Source organism: Alteromonas sp. H02, from assembly GCF_059682525.1.
The window spans coordinates 4,987,507-5,007,421 of the sequence record NZ_CM185021.1; the positions used below are offsets into that span (position 1 = coordinate 4,987,507).

Genomic DNA, 19,915 nt, shown 5'->3' on the forward strand with positions numbered 1-19,915 from the left:
GTGACTTTATTTCATTAATTTATGAATAAAATGCATACTTTAATTGGTATAGAAGAAGCACTGATTAGTGGCAAAACCGATCCAGTGCCTGCAGCAGGCGCTGATTAAACTCATCCGCCAGTTGGCTTTGCGGGGCTATGGACTCAAAGGCATGAAATGCACCGGGCACAGTGAAAAGCTCAGTTACAATACCTAAAGCCTTAAGCCTTTCGGCAAAGAAGCAGTTTTCGGCATAAAACAAATCCAGTTCTCCCACCGCAATGTAGGTAGGTGGCAATCCGCTAAGGGTTTTCGCTCTGGCTGGTACATGGTGACTGGGTATTTTATCGCTACCAGGGGCTTTGCCGAGGAAGGTTCGCCAGCCATAGTGATTCTGTTCGGCTGTCCATAAATACTGCCCCTGATGTGCTGGCGGCATCACGGTACTGCCGGTTCTGTCATCCAGCATAGGATAAAGCAGCGCCATACCGGCTAAACCTATCATCTTATTATCGGCACAGCGTAGTGCCAGATTTACGGCATGGCAGCCACCGGCGCTCACGCCCAATAAGCTGATTCGGCTAGTATCAATTGCCAGCTTACCGGCCTGTGCAATGAGCCAGTTCAGCGCAGCCTGATGCTGTTTTTGCGCCTCGTCGGGCCCCACTTCAGGCGCCAGGCCGTATTCCACCGATACCACCGCGCAATTTAATGCTTTGGCCAGGCTTTGCATGCGCGGCAGCGAATTCTGGCAGTTGCCCATTACCAGCCCACCGCCATGAAAGTGCAGTACTGCCGGCCGCGCCAGAGCATTCGCATTTGTATTGATTACCCAAAGTCGAAAGCCCCGGTATCCTTGCCCCTCGGCTACATCCACCACCTCAAAAGGCACATCATCAAGGGGCTTGCTGCCCCCTACTCTGGCGCGCTTGCGATAAAACCCCAGATTCGCGCCGTTTAAGGGCGGCGATTGCTCGGTTAGCTGCAATAAAGCATTAAGGGAGGGTAATAATTCATCCGCAACCAGCGGATCGGTTATAGCCATGAGTGTTCTCTTTGGTGGTTATTCAATGGGAGCATCCAGACTTTATGCGTCATTCAGTAATGGTGTTTTACCGGGCACTGCATGCTGCATACCCTTGAATTGTTATGCTATAACGCCATGCTGTACCATACCAGTATTGCTGCTTAGCAGTGTTTCATTTTTTAAAGCGAAAGAGAAGTGATGAGCCAGAACACCCCTTTGATCCCCACCAATATCATTACCGGCTTTCTGGGCGTGGGCAAAACCACTGCTATAAATGGCCTGCTGGCCAATAAACCAGAGGGCGAAAACTGGGCGATTCTGGTGAATGAGTTCGGCCAGGTGGGTATCGATCAGGAAATGTTACCCGATCAAAACGGTCTGCACGTAAAAGAGCTGGCGGGAGGCTGTATTTGCTGTGCCCTTGGCGCTTCGCTGGGTAAAACGGTTCGCGCGCTGATTGAACAGGCCAGCCCCGACCGGCTAATCATCGAACCTACCGGTATTGGCCATCCTGAAGGGATCATCGATACGCTTACCGGCCCCGCGTTTCGCGATAAACTGGATTTACGCGCCACTATCTGCCTGCTGGACCCACGCTCTTTGGGCGAGCCCGAGGTGATTAACAACGAAACCTTTCACGACCAGTTAAACCTTGCCGATGTGGTGCTGATTAACAAGTGCGATCTGGCCAGTGCAGAGCAGATTGCGGCCACCGAAAACGGCCTTAATGCTATGTTTCCGCCCAAGCAATACGTGGGCCGCACCACCCGTTCGGTTATTGATCTAGCGCTACTGGACGTAGTACGAAACGGTGAGCTTAAAGCGCAGTTTCCTGAATCTCATCAACATCATCACGCTCACCACGACCACGAGCACAACCACCAGCATACGAATGAGCATACACATGACCACGGCGACCATGCTGAAATCGCGGAGCCGGGTAAGCCGGTGCGAAAAACCGGCGATGGCAATGGCCTTTACAGCTGCGGCTGGATATTTCACCGCGATGATTGTTTTGATTACTGGCAGCTCGAAGCCCTGCTTAATGAACTCGACCCTATCAGTCGTATTAAAGGTGTTATCAAAATCGGTACGGTATGGGTGTTTTATAACCGCGTAAAAGACGAACATGACTTCGACAAAGTTGCCTATCGCCGTGACAGCCGGATTGAAATTATCAGTACCCAACCCTTGGACTGGGCACAAATCGAGGGAGAGATGCTGGCGTGTTTAACCTCATAAAAAAAGCCCCGCAACAGCCGGGGCAAGGAACGGATGGGAACATCCATCAATGAGGAAAGTTAAAGAGTAAGCATTTACTTACTTTAAATTAATAACGAAATTTCAGCTAATTACTGATTTAGCGCCAGCTCTTTCTCGGTTTTAAAGCCAAACACCCTACGTAAAATAATGGTGGCTGGACAAAAACCGGTAAAGCTTTGCTGAAACAGGTTGGCGCCAATAAACACGGTAAACCATAAAAAGTTTTCATGAACAAACCAGGTGAGTGCCACAGACAGCAACACCATAAATCCGGCAAAAGCGGTTAACGCACGTTCTGCAGACATAACTAACTCCTAATAAAAATAACGGAAAGACGCATACACATTGCTGGCGTCGTTAAATTGTGAGTAAAAGGTGTGGGGCTCATCACCGTAAAACAGGTTGGCCCCGCCGTTTATCTGCCACTCATCCACCGGTGAATAGGTAGCACGAAACTTCATGTAGCCGTCACTATCAGTAGGCGAATAGAAATTAAACCAGTTCAGAGTCAGCGTTTGCCTGAGCGCCCGGTACATTAACTGGGTCGTCACCACATGACGGCTCTCTTCCTGTTCGTACTGCGGCCAGTAAGAATTGGCAAGCAGCACATCGTGATCAACAATATGCTCGGCGTACCACTGCACGCTGCCGGTTAAATTGGCAATCAGTTCCTGCTCGTAACCCACTAAAAACCGGTGCTGGCTATTAGGTACTAAAGGGTTGGTACCGTCATCGTCTTCCATGGCATCGTGGTAAGCATATTCAAACTTGGCGAGACCCGGTCCGAGCGGCTTAACCGCACTGGCGCCCCACACATTTAAGCGGCTGTAACGAGGCAAGCCTTGCTCATCGGCCGCCATCGGCGTTTTGTTGTAGCCCCGATACCCGTAGAAGGCGAGCTCAGTTTGCCCGACGGTTTGATACATCCGCAACGCCCACTCGGCGTTATCTGGCTCGTTGCTATCCAGCACGTCAAACGCCGGTGCGACATTCATTCCGAATTGCGGATTAAAAAAGGAAAAGTACTCACCGGTAATACCGTTATCCGGCTCAAACTGCGGAGTAACCACCAGATCCACATTCACCCAGTCAAAATAGCCGGATAACCTGGCCGACAGGCTGGGCGCCTTTAAATACTCGTCGTCCCGACCAGCAAAGAAGGACTGATAATCCTTGGGAAACATGTCATTTAAAAACACATAGTCGCCGGTGCCCCAGGTTAATACCTGCTGACCGATTTTAGCGTCGAACTTGCTACCCCAATCACCTAAGAAGGCCAGATTGCCCTGCCAGGCCGCTTCGCGAATTTGCACTTCCACACTGTCGAGGACACCGTCGTAATACAGGTCACCCCGAAACGCCAGGGTTGACGCTTCGAGGGTATAGTCGGCCTGTAACTGCACCCGTAAATCCCGTAAGGTTTTATCGGTATTTACTGCCGGGTCGGAATTTAAGCGCTGACCCACAGCAATTTCCCCAAAGCCTGCCCAGGTAAAGGGGGATACTTCTTCGCTTTCCTCGAATTCATCAAACTCATCCCAGGCATCCCACTCATCACTGCTGGTCTGAGCTTCCTGAGCAGTCGATTCGCCGGAGTACAGCACCGGTACTGCTACCAGAGCAGCCTCAATGGCTAAGAATGCGGCTAAGGATAAAAACGAACGGCGCATTATTTTATCCACTGCACTGGCGGGTTACGCAGGCTTCGCTCGGTGAACACATCATCCGGCAATCCCACGTTATATTCTGAGCCGCGAAACTCCATTAAGGTGTATCCGCCGTTAGCCAGATCGGACACTTTTGAGCGCAGTACGGTGGGGAAACCCTGTACTTCATCGACCTGCACCGATTCTACGCGGCGGTAATTAGTATCATCACTTTTGTAGAAGTTAATCAGTACCGGTAAGGATGTGGCCTTGTCGATTTCGACGATGTAGTAGGCGAATTCTACCGAGGCTGGATCTTTAGGCACCGCTTTAAGTACATACCGCTCTGCGTTTTCTTCTACCAGTGAGAAGTTATCCTGGGATACGGCACGACCAGACACGTCTTCATAGAAGAAGTGCGAACCCACAAAGGAGGTGCGTTTATCGCCTGCTGAAATTCGTTTCACCAGATCCAGCGCAGGCAGGTACAACCAGCGGTCGTCATCCACATTGGTATCGGCATGTTTCTCTACCCGGAAAACCGTGTCTTTCACATCGGTAGGACGAGAGAAAAACACCATCATTTTCTGGTCGCCGTTGTCTTCTACGTCCTTGCGTAAAATAGTGAACTGACGCAACTGTTTACGGCCCTGGCTGTCTACAATCATCATGCGGGCATCAGAGCGACCGTCGTCACCTGCATAGTAAGCGGCTTTTTCGGCCTGTTTGATCAGTTGGTCTACATTCACCTCTGCCATAGCGGGTGTCAGAAGTGTCAGGCTACTGGCTGCCAGAATTGTCGCAGCCAGGGTTGTTTTAGCAAATTGTGTGAATTTCATAACCACTCCTTAATTCGCCGACTTGAAGACGATTTTACGGCCCAGACTCATTACCGCCGGTAATAACAACAGGGTTACCAGGGCGGAGATAGCCATAATGCTCGCAAGAAACACACCAACGGTGATGTAGGGTACGAGCGGGGCAAACAATAACGGGGTAAAGCCCAGCGCAATCACCAGTGCATTACGCGAAATGGCGGTTGCCGGCTCTTCAAACATAATAGCCATAGTTTGCTGAACGCTGCCTGTATCGTTGAAAGTCGCCCGGGCGCGTTCCAGGAAGTGAATAGCAAAGTCCACCGACAAGCCGAGCGTTAACGCGGAGAGCACCGCGATAGGCATGTCATAGTCTTTACCCACAATACCAATCAGGCCATAAATGAAGGTAATAGTGATGGTAAGCGGCAACATGGCCAGCACACCGTATACCAATGAACGAAACAGCACTATCATCATCACAAACACAATCACAAAGGCGCCCATTAAGCTGTCGAGCATGCCGGCTACCATGTTTTCCTGCCACACTACGTTGAGGTAGGCTTTACCGGCCCAGTCGGCTTCAATGCCGGCAGGCAGTGGATTGGCGTCGATATAGTCACTAACCAGTTGTACTACGGCGGTCATATCCTGATTGTCGCCGCTGGTCAGCTGCAGCCATACCAGCGCTGCGCGGTAATCCGGCTTAACAAAGTGCCACAGATCGTTTGGCCGGTGTGACGACTGGTACTGCAATAAGGTTTGCGCAACGGCATTACTGCTGTCTGGTAACGCATAGTCTTTCTGATCGCCTGAGCGCAGCTCACGATTAACCACTTTCACTACATCAGGCAGTGCATTGGATTTACCCACTAAGCCGGAGTCCTGCAGGGTTTGCTGTAGCTTTTCAATATAGGCCAGTACTTCAGGGTTCTGAAAGGTTTTGCTCTGACTGTTGGCCGCTTCCACGTTTGCCATTACCGCATCGAGATAATCGACTTCCTCGGTAGTGAGGTCATCAAACAGTTTATCGTCGATGGCAAAGATCAGGTTTTGTAGGGCTTCGCCTGGTGCACCGTCCTGCACCGCTGCCAACGTTTCTTCGCGCCAGTCTTGCAGCGACGCAGGCATAGCCTCGCCATCCAGCATGCTCTGTGGCGTGGCCTGCTCAGTACGGTCGGTTAATACCAGATAGGCATTGTAGGTACCGGCAAAATTCTCGTTTAATACGCGGTCTGCTACACGGATTTCGTGATCAGATTTAAACCAGCGAACCGGGTTATCGTTAATCTGAATTTGCGTAACGCCCCATACCGAGACCGCGAAAATCACACCAAACGCCACCAGTAAAGAACCCTTGTAACCTGTAGCAATTTTGCCCAGTCCGCGAGCGATACGAGCAATGCGTGAACCATCGCCACTGCCGTCCTGATGCAGAGCTTCCTGTAAATTATTCAGCGCTTTATCACTCATGCGGGACAGGTAAGCGGGAATAAACACAATGGTGACTAAAAACGCAAACAGGATCCCAAAGCCCACGAAGGCGCCAAAAATCTGTACCGGCGGAATGGGCGTCAGCATGAGCGAGAAAAAGCCCACCGATGAGGTAATCGAGGTATACAACATGGGTGTAAACAGGTGACCAACCACTTCTTTCACCACCGCTTTTAAGTCTTCACCGGGTTTATAGCGGTCGGAGAATTCCGACAAAATATGCACTGAGTCGACCACCGCAATCGGCATCAGGAAGATAGCGATCATCGATGACATAATATGCACGGTAAACCCAAAACCTATCAGCAAGCCCATGGTAACGATAACGGTTGCCATGGCCACCACCATCGGCGCAATGATGAGCGGAATATTGCGGAAGAAAATAAACAGCAGAATAAAGATGGTCAGCCCCGCCAATGGCGCGGAGATGCCCATTTGCACAAACATTTCAAAACCGAACTGATCTTCGGCCACCGGTAATCCGGTAATATACCATTGCTCGGTACCGTCAAACTGATTGATGGTGGCGCGGATTTCTTCGGCGATTCGATAGCTCTCGTTTTTATCCAGAATAGGCACGTAAATAGCCGCGGCTTTACCGTTTTGTGAAACAAGCGTGTCATACAACAATGGCAGGCGTTCAATATTGGTTTGAATTTGCGCTGCGGCAGCCTCATCAGCCGGTGGGTTTGGCATAATCCATTCAAAACGAATGGTGCCCGGTCCGGCCTGAGAAATATTGTCTACCGTGGAGATAGACATTAAATCGGCATCTACCACGCCCTCAATTGACAAAATTGACTCAGTTAAGTCAAAAATGTCAGTCAAAGATGACTCATTGTAAACGCCCTGTGAATTTTCATCGTCCACAACGCCCACAACAATGGCGTCGTACATGCCAAAATCTGCTTTGGTCTGATTGTGAAAAACCCGTGCGGGATGATCGGCATCCAACATGTTCTCCGGGTCTGTATCGATGGTAATCCGTGGGATCTGGCTACCAACGCCGAGGGTCAAAAGCAGCAGTATGGCATAAACCCATAATGGCTTTTGCGTACTGATTGCAACAAGTTTGCTGGATATACTATTCATAATCACCGTCGTTAAGACAATAAAACCTAATTTGTAGCAGCAATATATGCGCCAAATCTAATATAACAAGTCTTTTTATTCATGAAGTGCTGCTGCGCGGCAGCTAAATTGACAAATAAATACATCTAACAACCTGATATCGGTGGCAAAGCATCTGTTCGTGTTAGACTGGCAATTCATTCATTTATTTTCGGTGTCCCCTTCCTGACATGACCTTTCGCTTACTGTTCTTTTCGTTGCTTGCCACCGCCATGGGTCAGTCTGTGGTGATGACAACATTGCCGCCGCTGGGCCGCGAGGTCGGGCTTAGCGAATTTAACGTAGCGTTTCTGATGTCCAGCTCGGCCATGATGTACGCAGTGGGTAATGCATTCTGGTCACGAATTGGTAAGCGTCGTGGATACCGGCGTCTCCTCATCACCGGACTGACTGGCTACACCATAGGTACATTGATATTTGCCTCGGTATGGCTAACCGGTTTTCAGGAATGGCTAGTTGGCTCGGCCTTATTTATCGCCCTACTGTTTTCCCGCACAGCCCAGGCCACCATCATGTCGGCTACTCCGCCATCGGTGGTGGGAATGGCCATCGCGATCAGCAGTGAAAAAGAAAGGGTTAAAGCAATCAGTAAAGTGTCCTCTGCGCACAGTCTCGGGCAAATACTCGGACCAACGTTCGCAGGACTGATGGTTAGTTTTCATCTGTTGGCACCACTTTATGGGATTACCCTGATGACCCTCATAGCGGTTGTGCTGGTCTGGCGTTTTTTGCCACCGGAACATGGTCAACCTGCCAGTGTTACAACCAGCAAAGCAGTACAGCCTGGCTCTCGAAGTATACAGCCCTATGTACCGCTGCTAATCGGCATGAACGCCAGTGTGTTTCTGGCTATTGCGATGATGCAGCAATCCCTGGCGTTTTTCCTGATTGATCATCACAAACTTACCACTACCGAAGCCGCCCAGGCGGTAGGACTGGCGATGATGTTAAGTGCCATTTGTGCGTTAACCGTTCAAATCACGCTGGTTCAACGTACCAGCATGCACCCTGGCAACCTGGTTAAAATCGCTTTTCCATTGCTATCCATTGGCTATCTGATTATCTACCTGCATCAGCAAACCCCACACTTATATGTGGCCATGCTGTTTTTAGGCAGTGGGTTAGGAATTAGTTACCCGGCCATTGCGGCACTGGCCAGTTCCAGCTGCAAACCGGAAAATCAGGCCACGGTAACCGGGTTTATCACCGCCTCGCCAGCCATGGGTTACATTATCGGCCCGCCTATTGCCGCAACCTTGTATGGCATCGGGCATAGAATGCCTTTTATTGCCGCTTCAGTGCTGCTGGCACTAGTTACTGTAATCGCCATAACCCATTTGCGCGCCCGGCCGACGCCCCAACCTACGTCTTCAGAATAATCATGACCTCAGTAGTTATGACCGTGTCTGAACAGCATTCCCTTTGCTACTTTTAGCTATTTTTCCCGACATTTCCATGGCTCTAAAGTCAGATAGAATGATTAGTCTAAAGTGCAATTAAGACAAGCTCTGTAAAAACATTTTAGATTTTTATCGGTGGTCTTACTTGTATCCTTAAAATTAACTATATAGACTAGTCTGTATAGTTAATTGCGGGGACGATTATGAGCCGTGTTAGTGCGCGGGATAAATTACTTAAAGCAGCAGGAGAATTGTTTTACGACCATGGCATCACTGCCACCGGTGTAGATGCGGTGATCACCCGGGCCGGCGTTGCCAAGATGTCGCTGTATAATAATTTTAAATCCAAATCTCAACTGATTGCCGCTTACATCGATGCCCGCCATCAGGAATGGCTCGACCTGTTTGCAAGGCGATCAGACAACCTGTCAAATGGCTGGGAACGGGTTCTCGCAGTTTTCGATGCCTATCAGGATCACGCCGAGTTCGACTATCAGAATGGCTTTCGCGGGTGTGGCTTACTAAACGCCGCGGCAGAAATGCCGGCAGATAGTGCTGAACGAGAAGCGGTCAACCGGCATAAGCAGGAAGTCCGGGAAATCGTTATAAACCAGCTCAGTGAATTACCCCTGACCGAAGAAAGCGGTAATACCGCTGCTGCACTCGCCGAACATATCTGTTTTTTACTCGAGGGCTCAATTTCGCTTGCCGGGCTTTCACGTGACGTACAAGCCATCTCTCGCGCCAGAACCATGGCAGACAAATTGATAGAGCGCGCCCTATGAGTTCACAGCCAGGTTATTTGGTTGGCATTATTGCCGTGGTGATTGCCGCCGTACTGTGGGGAACCACCGGCACTGCGGCTACTTTCGCGCCACAGGTCAGCCCATTAGGTATAGCTTCAGTCACAATGGGGGTTGGCGGTCTGTTACTGGCGTTGGTTGCTGCAAGGCCCATAGCCCGGCATAAAACCGCACTTTTTAACAACCGTCTGCTGGTATTGGCAGCCGCGGTGAATGTCGCCATTTACCCCCTGGCTTTTTACAGCTCCATGAAACTCTCAGGCGTCGCCGTTGGTAACGTAATCTCCATTGGCCTGGCGCCCATTGCCGCTGCGCTGATTGAGTGGACTTTCGATAAACAATCGCTAAATCGCAGATGGCTCATCAGTATTGCCTTCGGGATAACCGGAGTGGTGTTTCTGGCGACAGCAAAACCCGCCAGCTCATTTGAAAACACTGCCACCAGCTGGCATAACAGCGTCGGGATCCTGCTTGGTTTAGTTGCCGCTTTTACTTATGCTATGTATTCCTGGATAGCTCGTCGCCTGATCGACCGCGGCATTGCATCCCGGGCCGCTATGGGCAGCATGTTTGGCGTGGGTGCCATGCTGTTAATGCCCGTATTGTTCGTCACCGGCGCACCGTTACTCGCGTCAGTAAATAATTTTTCGGTGGGGTTATATTTGGCCGTGGTTCCTATGTTTTTAGCCTATCTGTTATTCGGCAGAGGCCTGACGGTTGTGCGCGCAAGTCTGGCCACCACTATCACACTGCTGGAACCAGTTGTAGCAGCCTTGCTGGCAGTCACAATAGTAGGTGAAAAGCTCTCCCTTACAGGCTGGTTTGGCATCGGCCTTATCAGCGCCTGTTTGCTTATCGCTACAATCAGAAGAAGAGTGAAAAGCAGACCCACGCCGTTACATCCGGTTAGCGAAAGCAGCACTTAGCCGTTACACTGATGGCACACTTACCCGCGTACAGATAGCACAGGAGTCGTTGCTGTGATAATGCAAACGCAACATCTGAATATGGCAGCCGTTGATGATCACAGTGCAGAATTGCTGGTCATTCTGGTGCCAGCCGGACAAACCGGCTTTCCGTCCCAGGCCTATCCAGCCAGCCTCGAAACCCTCATAAAACATTATAAAAAAATGGGTGACTGGCATTCAGAAAGTAAATACTTACTGTGCATAAATCCACCAGAATTTAAAGCTTCACGCATTTTGTTAGTCAACACTAACCTTGATATTAACAGGGCTGATGCCAAGCGTATCAGTAATGTGGTTACCGACGTACTAGAACAACTAAACCAGGCCAAAGCCGACATTGTTATGCCACCCTCGTTAAAGGGTGGCGAACTTCTCATCCAGGCCCTTTTTTATGCCTCCTATAAGTTTAACGATTACAAAACCAAAACATCCCGGCGTGAAGAAATTAGCGTAGCGTTGCTGGTCAGCGACGACAGCTTAGATGAGTCATTGGATTATGCCCGGGCTTTACATAACGGCATGAGCCGGACCCGCGATCTGGCCAACATGCCGGGCAACCTGTGTACCCCCGGCTATTTTGCTGAATGCGCCCAGGCCCTTGACGACCAGTTTGCCACTATATCAACCGATATCCTCGACGAAGCACAACTCACTGAACTGGGAATGGGCGCCTATCTGGCCGTTGGCAGAGGCTCGGTGCATCCAGGTTGTATGCCGGTAATTCGCTATGTAGGCGCAGAGCCTGAGGAGCCGGCAATCTGGGTGATCGGCAAAGGCATTACTTTTGACAGTGGTGGGATCACCCTTAAAAAGCCGCCGGGCATGCAAAACATGATTTACGATATGTGTGGTGGCGCGTCTGTCATTGGCCTGATGGCCGCCGTGGCAGAGCTTAAATTACCAGTAAATGTAACCGGGGTTATTGCGACCGCCGAGAACATGCCCGATGGCGATGCTTTCAGGCCAGGGGACATTCTCACCACCACGTCAGGGCAAACGGTGGAAATTATCAGTACCGATGCCGAAGGCAGACTGGTACTTTGCGATGCCATTACTTACGCCAAACAACACCAGCCAGCGCTGATTATTGACGTGGCCACCCTGACCGGCGCACAGATTGTCAGCCTTGGTAGTCATGCCAGTGGCTTAATGGGCAACTCACCGCAACTCAACCGGGCACTGCAGCAGGCCGGTGATGAAAGTGGCGACCGCGCCTGGACCATGCCGGTATGGCCGGATTACCAGGATGCGCTGGACTCCCCTTTTGCAGATATGCGTAATGCAGGCAGTCAATCGCCTGGCATGATCACCGCCGGCTGCTATTTAGCCCGGTTTGCCGGAAATACACCCTGGGCCCACCTTGACATAGCCGGTACCAGCTTTCAGTATGGAACAGGCAATAGTGCTACCGGCAGGCCTCTGCCGCTGTTGTTACAATTTTTACGAAATTATAGCAACTTAACTGCGCCGCAATGGTCTATAGATACGGACGCTTGTGGATTTTTACCCTAAAGGGATAATAAAAAGTAGTTCCAAAGTAGGATTTTTTTTTCATGAGGCGAGTCCTACAATCATTAAAGTGTTAAAACGAAGTTAATAAGGAGCCCGTTATGTGGACTAAACCTCAATACACTGAAATGCGTTTAGGCTTTGAAGTTACTCTGTACATCAGCAACAGATAAGAACTTCTTGCCCGGAATGTTTTTTCCGGAAACGTCATCTCGACAAGACCTATAAAAGGTTGCATTTACGCTTAATAGTGGTGCAGCCTTTTTTATTGGTAACGCTTTTAATTAAATTTACCGCAACCGTGTAGCGGTTAGGTAACCAATCAGGGCTCATTACATGAAGATTCTGATCCTGGGTGCGGGAGCCGGTGGTGGTTTTCCGCAGTGGAATTGCCACTGTGATAACTGCCGTGGCGTTCGCGATGGCTCCATTAAAGCCTCTCCCCGCACGCAATCAAGTATCGCTGTCAGCGCCAACGGCACTGACTGGGTGTTAATCAACGCCTCTCCGGATTTACGCCAACAAATTAATCATACGCCAGAACTCTGGCCGGCTGATAAACAGCAGCAACGCGGTACCAGCATTCGGTCTATTATCTTAACCGACAGTCAGATAGACCACACCACTGGCCTGCTAACACTGCGCGAAGGCTTGCCGCTACCGGTTTACTGTACCGATGTTGTGCACGAAGATTTAACCACAGCCTTCCCGCTGTTCACCATGCTCAAACACTGGCATGGCGGTTTACAGCGGCACAGTATTGATACCGATTATGCAGCGTCTTTCACCCCACAGGGGGCCGAGGGTCTGGTGTTTAATCCGGTGGTACTGGAGTCCAACGCGCCGCCCTATTCCAGCTACCGGGATAAAGTGGTGCCGGGTAATAATATTGGTTTACAAATCACCGATACCGTCAGCGGCAAGAGCCTGTTTTATGCGCCAGGTTGTGTGCAAGCCAGTCCGCTCGTGGAGTCTATGCTTGATCAGGCATCCTGCGTGTTGTTTGACGGCACCCTATGGCTCGATGACGAAATGATCCAGAAAGGCTTTAGCAATCGTTTGGGCAGCCAGATGGGCCACATGCCGGTAAATGGTCCAGACGGTACGGTAAGCCTGCTGAATCGCTTTAACATCGATCGCAAGATTCTGATTCATATCAATAATACCAATCCGGTTCTGAACGAAGATTCCCAGGCGCATCAGTATTTAACTGATAACGATATAGAACTGGCATACGACGGTATGCAAATCACCCTATAAAAGAGGTATCCCATGAGCGAACAACGCCCCTGGAGCAGAGAAGAATTCGAACAAAAGCTGCGTGACAAAGGCCAGTATTACCATATTCATCACCCTTTCCATCAGGCCATGAATCAGGGTAATTGTAGCAAGGAGCAAATTCAGGGCTGGGTAGCCAACCGTTTCTTTTATCAGCAATGTATTCCGGTTAAAGACGCCGCTATCCTGGCTAATTGTCCGGACATGCAAACGCGCCGTAAATGGATCCAACGCATACTTGATCACGATGGTGAAGAAGGCGATCCCCGCTTAGGTGGCATCGAAGCCTGGTTACGCTTAGGTGAAGCTGTGGGCCTTGACCGCCAGGACATTCTGGATGAAAAGCTGCTTTTACCGGGGGTAAAGTTTGCCGTAGGGGCTTATGTGAATTTTGCCCGCCGTGCTACCTGGGAAGAAGCAGCCTGCTCTTCGCTAACCGAAATGTTTGCCCCGGAAATTCACCAGAGCCGGCTGGATACTTGGCCGGAGCACTATCCATGGATCGATGCCGAAGGCTTTAAGTATTTTCAGATGCGTCTGAGCCAGGCTCGCCGGGACGTTGAGCACGGCTTACAAATAACCCTGGATCACTTTACTACCCGTAAGCTACAGGAAAAAGCGCTCAATATTCTGCAATTTAAGCTGGATGTGTTGTGGTCACTGGCCGATGCCATTAGTCTGGCCTATGAATTTGATCGGCGCCCGTTCCACGGTGTGGCCGACCAGAGTATTTGCCATAAGGGGTTGATGTAAGTGAGTGAATTAGCCAGCAAGGTGCCCAAGCTAAACCGCCTGTTCAAATTTCAGTTTGAAAAAGCCCAGGACTGCTATGTACTGCTGTTTCCGGAAGGCATGATAAAACTCAATGGTAGCGCCTCTGCTATCCTGTTACAGGTAGATGGTACAAAATCCGTTGGCGATATTGTTGCCGCACTGCAGGCAGAATATCCTGATGCAGAGGGTATCGAAGAAGATGTACTGGCTTTTTTTGAACATGCCGAACAAAAGCGTTGGATAAACTATGTCTGATAATGGCTCTGGTGATCCGCAACAACCCGGCCCACCGTTATGGTTACTCGCGGAGCTGACTTATGAGTGTCCACTGCATTGCCCCTATTGCTCTAACCCGGTCAATCTGGGTTCAAGGGAGCAGGAGTGTGATACCGATACCTGGTTAAAAGTGCTCAGCGATGCCCGTGAAATGGGTGCGGTGCAGTTAGGTTTTTCCGGCGGTGAGCCGCTGCTACGCAAGGATTTGGAACAACTGGTGACCCACGCCAGCGGTCTGGGCTATTACACCAACCTGATTACTTCTGGTATCGGCTTAACCGAAAAACGCATAGCAGCGCTCCGTGAGGCAGGGCTCGACCATATTCAGTTGAGTTTTCAGGCTGCTAATGCCGACGCCAATGATTTAATTGGTAACAAGCGCCACTCCTTTGAGCAGAAACTCAAAGTGGCAAAACTGGTTAAGCAATACGAATACCCCATGGTGCTTAACTTCTGCCTGACTGCGCAGAATATCCATCAGATTGAAGAAGTTATGGCCTTGTGTTGCGAACTGGAAGGCGATTACGTAGAACTGGCCACCGTACAATACTACGGCTGGGCCTACCTTAACCGCGATCACCTGTTACCCAGTCAGGCCCAGCTTGTTGAAGCCGAGGCCAAAGTGAATGCCTTTCGCGATAAGCAGGAGGGTAAAGGGCCACACTTTATTTTTGTTACGCCGGACTACTACGAGGAACGTCCCAAGGCCTGTATGAATGGCTGGGGTACTACTTTCCTCACGGTAGCGCCGGATGGCAGCGCATTACCTTGCCACAGCGCTAAAATCCTGCCGCTGACGTTCCCTAACGTGAAGGAAAAATCGGTGCGGGATATCTGGTTTGACGATTTTGCGTTTAATCATTTCAGAGGCTCAGACTGGATGCAGGGCCCCTGTAAAACCTGTGACGAAAAAGACCTCGACTTTGGTGGCTGCCGTTGCCAGGCCTACATGCTAACCGGCGATATGTACAAAACCGACCCGGTCTGTTCAAAATCACCGGATCACCATTTAATGGCCGAAGCCGTAGCAAAATCTCAAACGCCTGAGCGCGAATTAGTGTATCGTAACCCCAAAGTAAAGATCCCAATTACGGAAATCTGAATCAACCATGGGTAACCAGACACGCCTGAGTAACGGCCTCAACGTTGTCAGCTTCAAGCAACCTGCGCAGGAGTACGGTGCTGCCTTTGTAGTGCCTACCCCGGCGGTAGACAGTTCAGGCATCGCTCATCTGGTTGAACATTTGGTGTTCCGTTACTCCGACCGTTACCAACAGCGCCACACCCTGTTTGCCGCTAATAGCGTGTTGCCGGTAAAAATAAATGCTTCCAGTCACAACGGCTTTAGTTATTTTTATGCGGTTTCGCCAAGCAAATCGGTGTTGCTGAAGATTGTGGGCTACCTTTACGCGGGCATACAGCAACTTGAGTACCCCGCCGACGACATTAAACGCGAACGAGATGGTGTCATTGCCCGTGAGCTGGCTATGTACGAGGCCACTCCCGATTATCAGGCACAAATGAGTATCTGGCGCGGCGACCGCTCGCCGGATTGCTATCATCACTGGGGCGGTTATTGCGATACCCTGGCCGGGATTTGCGTTGAAGACGTGGCAGCATACAAGTCGCAGTACTATCAGCCAGAACACATCACGCTGCTACTGGCAGGCGTTGAAGCCGACGAGCTCCCTTTGCTGTGTACGGCGAAAAGTAAACCTACCGGTAATACTTATGTTCCTAAGGAGCACCGCTTTTTCAGCGATACGCTGCAGGATGATTATATTTTCAGTTGGTGGTTGCCTGAGTGCTATATCGACGGCCTGCTCTCGGCCCAGGCCCGCTTAAACGAGGCGATGAAACCCTATAACATGCGGGTGTTCGTGGAAGACTCAGCCAACCACGTTAAAAAGTTTGCTTTGCGACTGATTGGCCGCCCCGGCCAGCTTATTGCGGCGCAACAGGCCCTGGTAGACGAAGTCCGTCATCTGCATATTGTGCCCAAGCAGCATATCTTTTTTGAGTCAAAATACCCTGAAACCATCAACGCCCTGCTGGCATGGTATCACGGGCAGCTGCCGCTTAACCGCAAGGTAGTAGCCCTCTCTCAGGCACTCACCTTAACCCCGGTAATAACGGGGGCCCGTCCGCTCAAAAAGCCTGTGATCCGTATAATGGAGCGCAAGGCTGATGCCGAAGTATCCTGCCCGCTGGTAACGGATACGCTGGAAAATCACGCACCCCAGGTGCCGGCAGAACTGCCTAACCGTCTTACCCCGCTAGCCTCAAAGCTGGACGATAATGTGCATTTTGCCTGCGACTTACAGGATTGGATCCTGCAGTATTCGATGACCGGTATGTCGGCAGCCCAACAAAATACCTTTATTAAAGACGTTATGTGCGACGAGCGTTTATGGCTGCCACGCACCGGCGGCCACTGTTATGCGATGGGCGTTCAGCGAGTTGATAATGGGCTGCGAATTTATGGCGTGATGGACGATGAACCCCAGCAGCGCCGGGAAGCACTGGAACAACTCCTCGCCCGCTATCGTCACCTGTAAATAGCTGCCATTCTATTTTACGAATTAACCCGTTCGACAAGTTAACTGTAATTACAAATAATTCTCATTTACAATTATCGACAGATAACCTGACCGCTGCGGCTGATGCACGTCGGGCGGCGTATCAATCAGGTATGATTAAAACTGAGCAAGCCGGCCTTTCGGTTTGCGCGTGCCAACTCCTCTCCTTTTTACACGGACGATTAGGAAAGGTTTTCGACCCATTATAAGGAGTGTCTATGAAAAAACGGCAATACTACCAATTACAGGTGCTAAGCACAGAACGCCTGACCCCTAATTTACAACGACTGGTGCTCACCGGTGACGATTTAGCCGCGTTTCCGCATGCACCGGCTGGCAGCTACATCAAATTGTTATTTAACCAGTTTGGTGAGCCGCAACCTACCGCCCCAGAAGAAGGTCAGAAAATACTCATGCGTACTTACACCGTGCGCGCACTGAATAAAGCTGCTAAGACTCTGACCGTTGACTTTATGCTCCACGGCGAGGGTGTTGAGGCCGGGCCTGCTTCTCATTGGGCACAATCGGCACAGCCTGGTGACACAATCATTGTAGCAGGCCCCGGCACTTCCAAAGGCCTGGCGCCCGAGTACGACTGGGTGATTCTGCTGGGTGACATGACGGCGCTGCCAGCTATCAGTGCACAGTTAGAAGCGCTGCCTGAGCAAACCCGTGGCTATGCCATTATCAGCATTGTGAATGAGGCAGACAAACAGCCGTTGCAAAAGCCTGAAGGTCTCGAAATTATCTGGTTAGTGCAGGCTGGCAGTGCCGGTCTGGCCAAAAGCCTGCTGGATATCGAATGGCTACAGGGTGAGCCGGCCGTCTGGGCAGCTTGCGAGTTTTCCTCGATGCGCGCGATCCGCAGCACGCTGGACGTAGAATTCAACGTACCGCGCTCGCAGGTGTACGTAACGAGCTACTGGCGCGAGGGCCGCTCAGAAGATCAGCATAAAATTGATAAGCGGGAAGACGCCCAGCAATACACGCAGCGGGTCGGCTAATTACGCTGACCGCATAAAATACGATAAGCCTGGCTGATTTCCTGGGCTTTGGCCGTACACCCTCCTTTATCGGGATGATGCTGCTGAAGCAATTTACGATACTGCTTCTTTAACTGCGCGGTCGTAAGCGTTTCTTCTGTATCCAGATCAAGCGTGAGCCTGGCTCTTGCCACATCGCTGGCTGACGCTTCACGGCCGGCCATACGCTGCCAGAAATCATCCAGCAAAGCCTCCACATCGGCACCATTGGTGTCGGTAAAGTTATCCCAGTTCAGATAGTAAGCCTTAAGTCCGTCGTGGCCGGTTATCCCTGCCTCAAATTCAGTAGCGGGTTTCAGTCTGATACGAAGAGTGTGGATATCCAGCTCGCCCAGCCCTTGCTGGCGCCACGCCTCACTTAACGAGTACAGGGCATTAAACAGCACAAAATGGCAGCGAAACATTGCCAGTGGCTCGCTAAGCGCTACGCCATCAAACAGCAGCCAGGGCGGCTGTTGCAGTTGTTTAATTAACTCGTATTCAGAAATACCTTCGTCAAACACCGCTTTTAATTCAGTCAACGCTTCGAGCAGCACCGGGTCGGTATAGTCGGGCAATGTCTTTCCTTTATCACTCACAGTACTCTTAGCCTAGCGTGGTCCGGGCAGGAATGCGAGATCAGGTCCACATAACCAGTATGGCCGCCAAACCAATAAGTACCAACCCCACAAACTCATGACGCCTTACAGGTTGCTTAAACCATACAATCGTAATGAGCATGGTAGTAAGCACTTCCAGCTGACCCAGGGTTTTTACGTAAGCAACATGCTGCATGGCCATTGCGGTAAACCAACCAATCGAGCCAATGCAGCTGGTGACACTTGCCGCAATTACCAGCCCCGGGCGGGCAGCGAGCTTTTTAAACGTATCGGGTTGTCTGGCGGTGATAAATGTACACAATAAAACCGTTTGCAGTGATAGTACCCAGAACAACACCCAGCCTGCAGCCTGTACATAGGGCAATCCTAACGCATGACTCGCTTCGCGCGCATACAGGGATGTCAGCGCGAAACAGCTTCCACAAGCCAACCCTATAGCCACGGTTTTAGCCGATAAGTCGCCCCCCCGACGCCAGCCACTCAGCACAAATACGGCCACCGCCCCAATCAGAATACCCAGCCAACCCAGCAGGCTAAGGTCGCTACCGAAAAACAACATGCCCACTACGCCGGCCACCAGCGCTTCACTTTTTGCCAGCCCGGCGCCCACGGCAAAGTTCTTCTGTTTAAATAACACCACCATCAGTGAGGTCGCAGCAATCTGCAGCAGGGCGCCTAAAACAATAAACAGCCAAAAGCGAGGCGTAAATTGTGGCACGCCAATGCCCTCTTCAACAGACACCAGGATCACATAAACCGCCACAATGGGGGGCGCGAAAAGAAATCGCGACAGGGTGACACCGGCAGTGGGCACTGAGCTGCTGAGTTTACTTTGGATGGCATTGCGAAACGTTTGAAAAAACACCGCCATCAGGGTGAAAAAGATCCAGGTCACAAGCTAATTTCTAAACAAAATAAGAGGGCCTATAGGTTACGCTATTTAGCCAGGAATGTGTTGATTACTCTACCCCTTTAAAACCAGACGGGTAATGGTGACCGCAAGATAACAGCAAGCCCCCGCCCTGAATAAGACGGGTGCTTCGCCTTTGCCCAACAGCCAAAGATCATCAGCTTAATGCTTTGCGCAAAAGCCGCATTGGCGGCCATAACCGCAACAAACGCACAACTCCCGGCAATAAAAGCCGGTGCATATTTTTCGAAAAAGTAGGTTTATTGTGGATTGCATGATTCATAGTGATTTCCTTATTTAATACCAAACATGAATTACTAATTAGAAACGGCAACCTGATAAGGTGTGACAGTAGTGGCGATATTTAATAGTGGTTGAAGTATCCGTTTTTTGTTGGGGTGCCGATAGCGCCCAGGGGTGG

19 protein-coding genes are annotated in these 19,915 nt (G+C 50.6%); 12 read left to right on the forward strand and 7 right to left on the reverse strand.

Annotation, left to right across the window (positions count from 1 at the left end):
• Nucleotides 1–64: 64 nt before the first annotated feature.
• The gene (locus AC566Q_RS23080; protein WP_499611612.1) at nucleotides 65–1,024 is read right to left on the reverse strand and encodes an alpha/beta hydrolase; all 960 of its coding nucleotides are present in this window, start codon (nucleotides 1,022–1,024) and stop codon (nucleotides 65–67) included.
• A 180-nt stretch (nucleotides 1,025–1,204) separates the two neighbouring features.
• Here AC566Q_RS23080 and AC566Q_RS23085 point away from each other — a divergent pair, with 180 nt between their 5' ends.
• On the forward strand, nucleotides 1,205–2,248 hold the full coding sequence (locus AC566Q_RS23085) for a CobW family GTP-binding protein (protein ID WP_499611618.1): 1,044 nt from the start codon (nucleotides 1,205–1,207) through the stop codon (nucleotides 2,246–2,248).
• 110 nt (nucleotides 2,249–2,358) lie between these two features.
• Here AC566Q_RS23085 and AC566Q_RS23090 read toward each other — a convergent pair whose 3' ends face one another.
• From AC566Q_RS23090 to AC566Q_RS23105, 4 genes are read right to left on the reverse strand one after another with little or no spacing between them, the layout of a single operon-like run.
• The gene (locus tag AC566Q_RS23090; RefSeq protein WP_499611622.1) at nucleotides 2,359–2,574 is read right to left on the reverse strand and encodes a YgaP family membrane protein; all 216 of its coding nucleotides are present in this window, start codon (nucleotides 2,572–2,574) and stop codon (nucleotides 2,359–2,361) included.
• Nucleotides 2,575–2,583: 9 nt separating this feature from the next.
• Nucleotides 2,584–3,939, reverse strand: a complete 1,356-nt coding sequence (locus AC566Q_RS23095) for a hypothetical protein (protein WP_499611625.1) — start codon at nucleotides 3,937–3,939, stop codon at nucleotides 2,584–2,586.
• The gene (locus tag AC566Q_RS23100) at nucleotides 3,939–4,754 is read right to left on the reverse strand and encodes an outer membrane lipoprotein-sorting protein (RefSeq protein ID WP_499611627.1); all 816 of its coding nucleotides are present in this window, start codon (nucleotides 4,752–4,754) and stop codon (nucleotides 3,939–3,941) included. Before AC566Q_RS23100 ends, AC566Q_RS23095 begins: the two co-directional genes overlap by 1 nt.
• A 9-nt stretch (nucleotides 4,755–4,763) precedes the next feature.
• Nucleotides 4,764–7,316: an efflux RND transporter permease subunit gene (locus tag AC566Q_RS23105; RefSeq protein ID WP_499611632.1), complete on the reverse strand. Its 2,553-nt coding sequence runs from the start codon at nucleotides 7,314–7,316 to the stop codon at nucleotides 4,764–4,766.
• 209 nt (nucleotides 7,317–7,525) lie between these two features.
• Between AC566Q_RS23105 and AC566Q_RS23110 the strand changes: the two genes are divergently transcribed.
• The 11 genes from AC566Q_RS23110 (at nucleotide 7,526) to AC566Q_RS23160 (ending at nucleotide 17,946) form a co-directional block, all read left to right on the forward strand.
• Nucleotides 7,526–8,734, forward strand: coding sequence for an MFS transporter (locus AC566Q_RS23110; protein WP_499611634.1), 1,209 nt, complete (start codon nucleotides 7,526–7,528; stop codon nucleotides 8,732–8,734).
• A gap of 224 nt (nucleotides 8,735–8,958) precedes the next feature.
• Nucleotides 8,959–9,540: a TetR/AcrR family transcriptional regulator gene (locus AC566Q_RS23115; RefSeq protein WP_499611638.1), complete on the forward strand. Its 582-nt coding sequence runs from the start codon at nucleotides 8,959–8,961 to the stop codon at nucleotides 9,538–9,540.
• Nucleotides 9,537–10,484 (forward strand): DMT family transporter, encoded by a 948-nt coding sequence (locus AC566Q_RS23120; RefSeq protein ID WP_499611640.1) that lies wholly within the window; start codon nucleotides 9,537–9,539, stop codon nucleotides 10,482–10,484. The genes AC566Q_RS23115 and AC566Q_RS23120 overlap by 4 nt, the downstream gene beginning before the upstream one ends.
• Before the next feature lie 60 nt (nucleotides 10,485–10,544).
• Nucleotides 10,545–12,038 carry a leucyl aminopeptidase gene (locus tag AC566Q_RS23125; protein ID WP_499611642.1) on the forward strand — a complete coding sequence of 498 codons (1,494 nt, stop codon included), beginning with the start codon at nucleotides 10,545–10,547 and terminating at the stop codon, nucleotides 12,036–12,038.
• A 98-nt stretch (nucleotides 12,039–12,136) separates the two neighbouring features.
• Entirely contained in the window at nucleotides 12,137–12,208 is a 72-nt protein-coding gene (pqqA, locus tag AC566Q_RS23130) for a pyrroloquinoline quinone precursor peptide PqqA (protein ID WP_073324441.1), read from the forward strand.
• 163 nt (nucleotides 12,209–12,371) lie between these two features.
• On the forward strand, nucleotides 12,372–13,295 hold the full coding sequence (pqqB, locus tag AC566Q_RS23135) for a pyrroloquinoline quinone biosynthesis protein PqqB (RefSeq protein ID WP_499611644.1): 924 nt from the start codon (nucleotides 12,372–12,374) through the stop codon (nucleotides 13,293–13,295).
• Between the two features lie 12 nt (nucleotides 13,296–13,307).
• A complete protein-coding gene (gene pqqC / locus AC566Q_RS23140; RefSeq protein WP_499611646.1) occupies nucleotides 13,308–14,066 on the forward strand; it encodes a pyrroloquinoline-quinone synthase PqqC in 759 nt (252 codons plus the stop codon).
• On the forward strand, nucleotides 14,067–14,342 hold the full coding sequence (gene pqqD / locus AC566Q_RS23145) for a pyrroloquinoline quinone biosynthesis peptide chaperone PqqD (RefSeq protein ID WP_123324615.1): 276 nt from the start codon (nucleotides 14,067–14,069) through the stop codon (nucleotides 14,340–14,342).
• Entirely contained in the window at nucleotides 14,335–15,465 is a 1,131-nt protein-coding gene (gene pqqE / locus AC566Q_RS23150; RefSeq protein ID WP_499611657.1) for a pyrroloquinoline quinone biosynthesis protein PqqE, read from the forward strand. The genes pqqD and pqqE overlap by 8 nt, the downstream gene beginning before the upstream one ends.
• A 7-nt stretch (nucleotides 15,466–15,472) precedes the next feature.
• The gene (locus AC566Q_RS23155; RefSeq protein WP_499611661.1) at nucleotides 15,473–16,921 is read left to right on the forward strand and encodes an insulinase family protein; all 1,449 of its coding nucleotides are present in this window, start codon (nucleotides 15,473–15,475) and stop codon (nucleotides 16,919–16,921) included.
• Nucleotides 16,922–17,160: 239 nt separating this feature from the next.
• Complete coding sequence (locus tag AC566Q_RS23160) at nucleotides 17,161–17,946, forward strand: siderophore-interacting protein (protein WP_499611666.1); 786 nt, start codon at nucleotides 17,161–17,163, stop codon at nucleotides 17,944–17,946.
• Here the strand turns inward: AC566Q_RS23160 and AC566Q_RS23165 are convergent.
• Complete coding sequence (locus tag AC566Q_RS23165; protein ID WP_499611673.1) at nucleotides 17,943–18,563, reverse strand: DNA-J related domain-containing protein; 621 nt, start codon at nucleotides 18,561–18,563, stop codon at nucleotides 17,943–17,945. The genes AC566Q_RS23160 and AC566Q_RS23165 overlap by 4 nt on opposite strands.
• Before the next feature lie 40 nt (nucleotides 18,564–18,603).
• Nucleotides 18,604–19,479 carry an EamA family transporter gene (locus AC566Q_RS23170; protein ID WP_499611675.1) on the reverse strand — a complete coding sequence of 292 codons (876 nt, stop codon included), beginning with the start codon at nucleotides 19,477–19,479 and terminating at the stop codon, nucleotides 18,604–18,606.
• Nucleotides 19,480–19,915 lie beyond the last annotated feature (436 nt).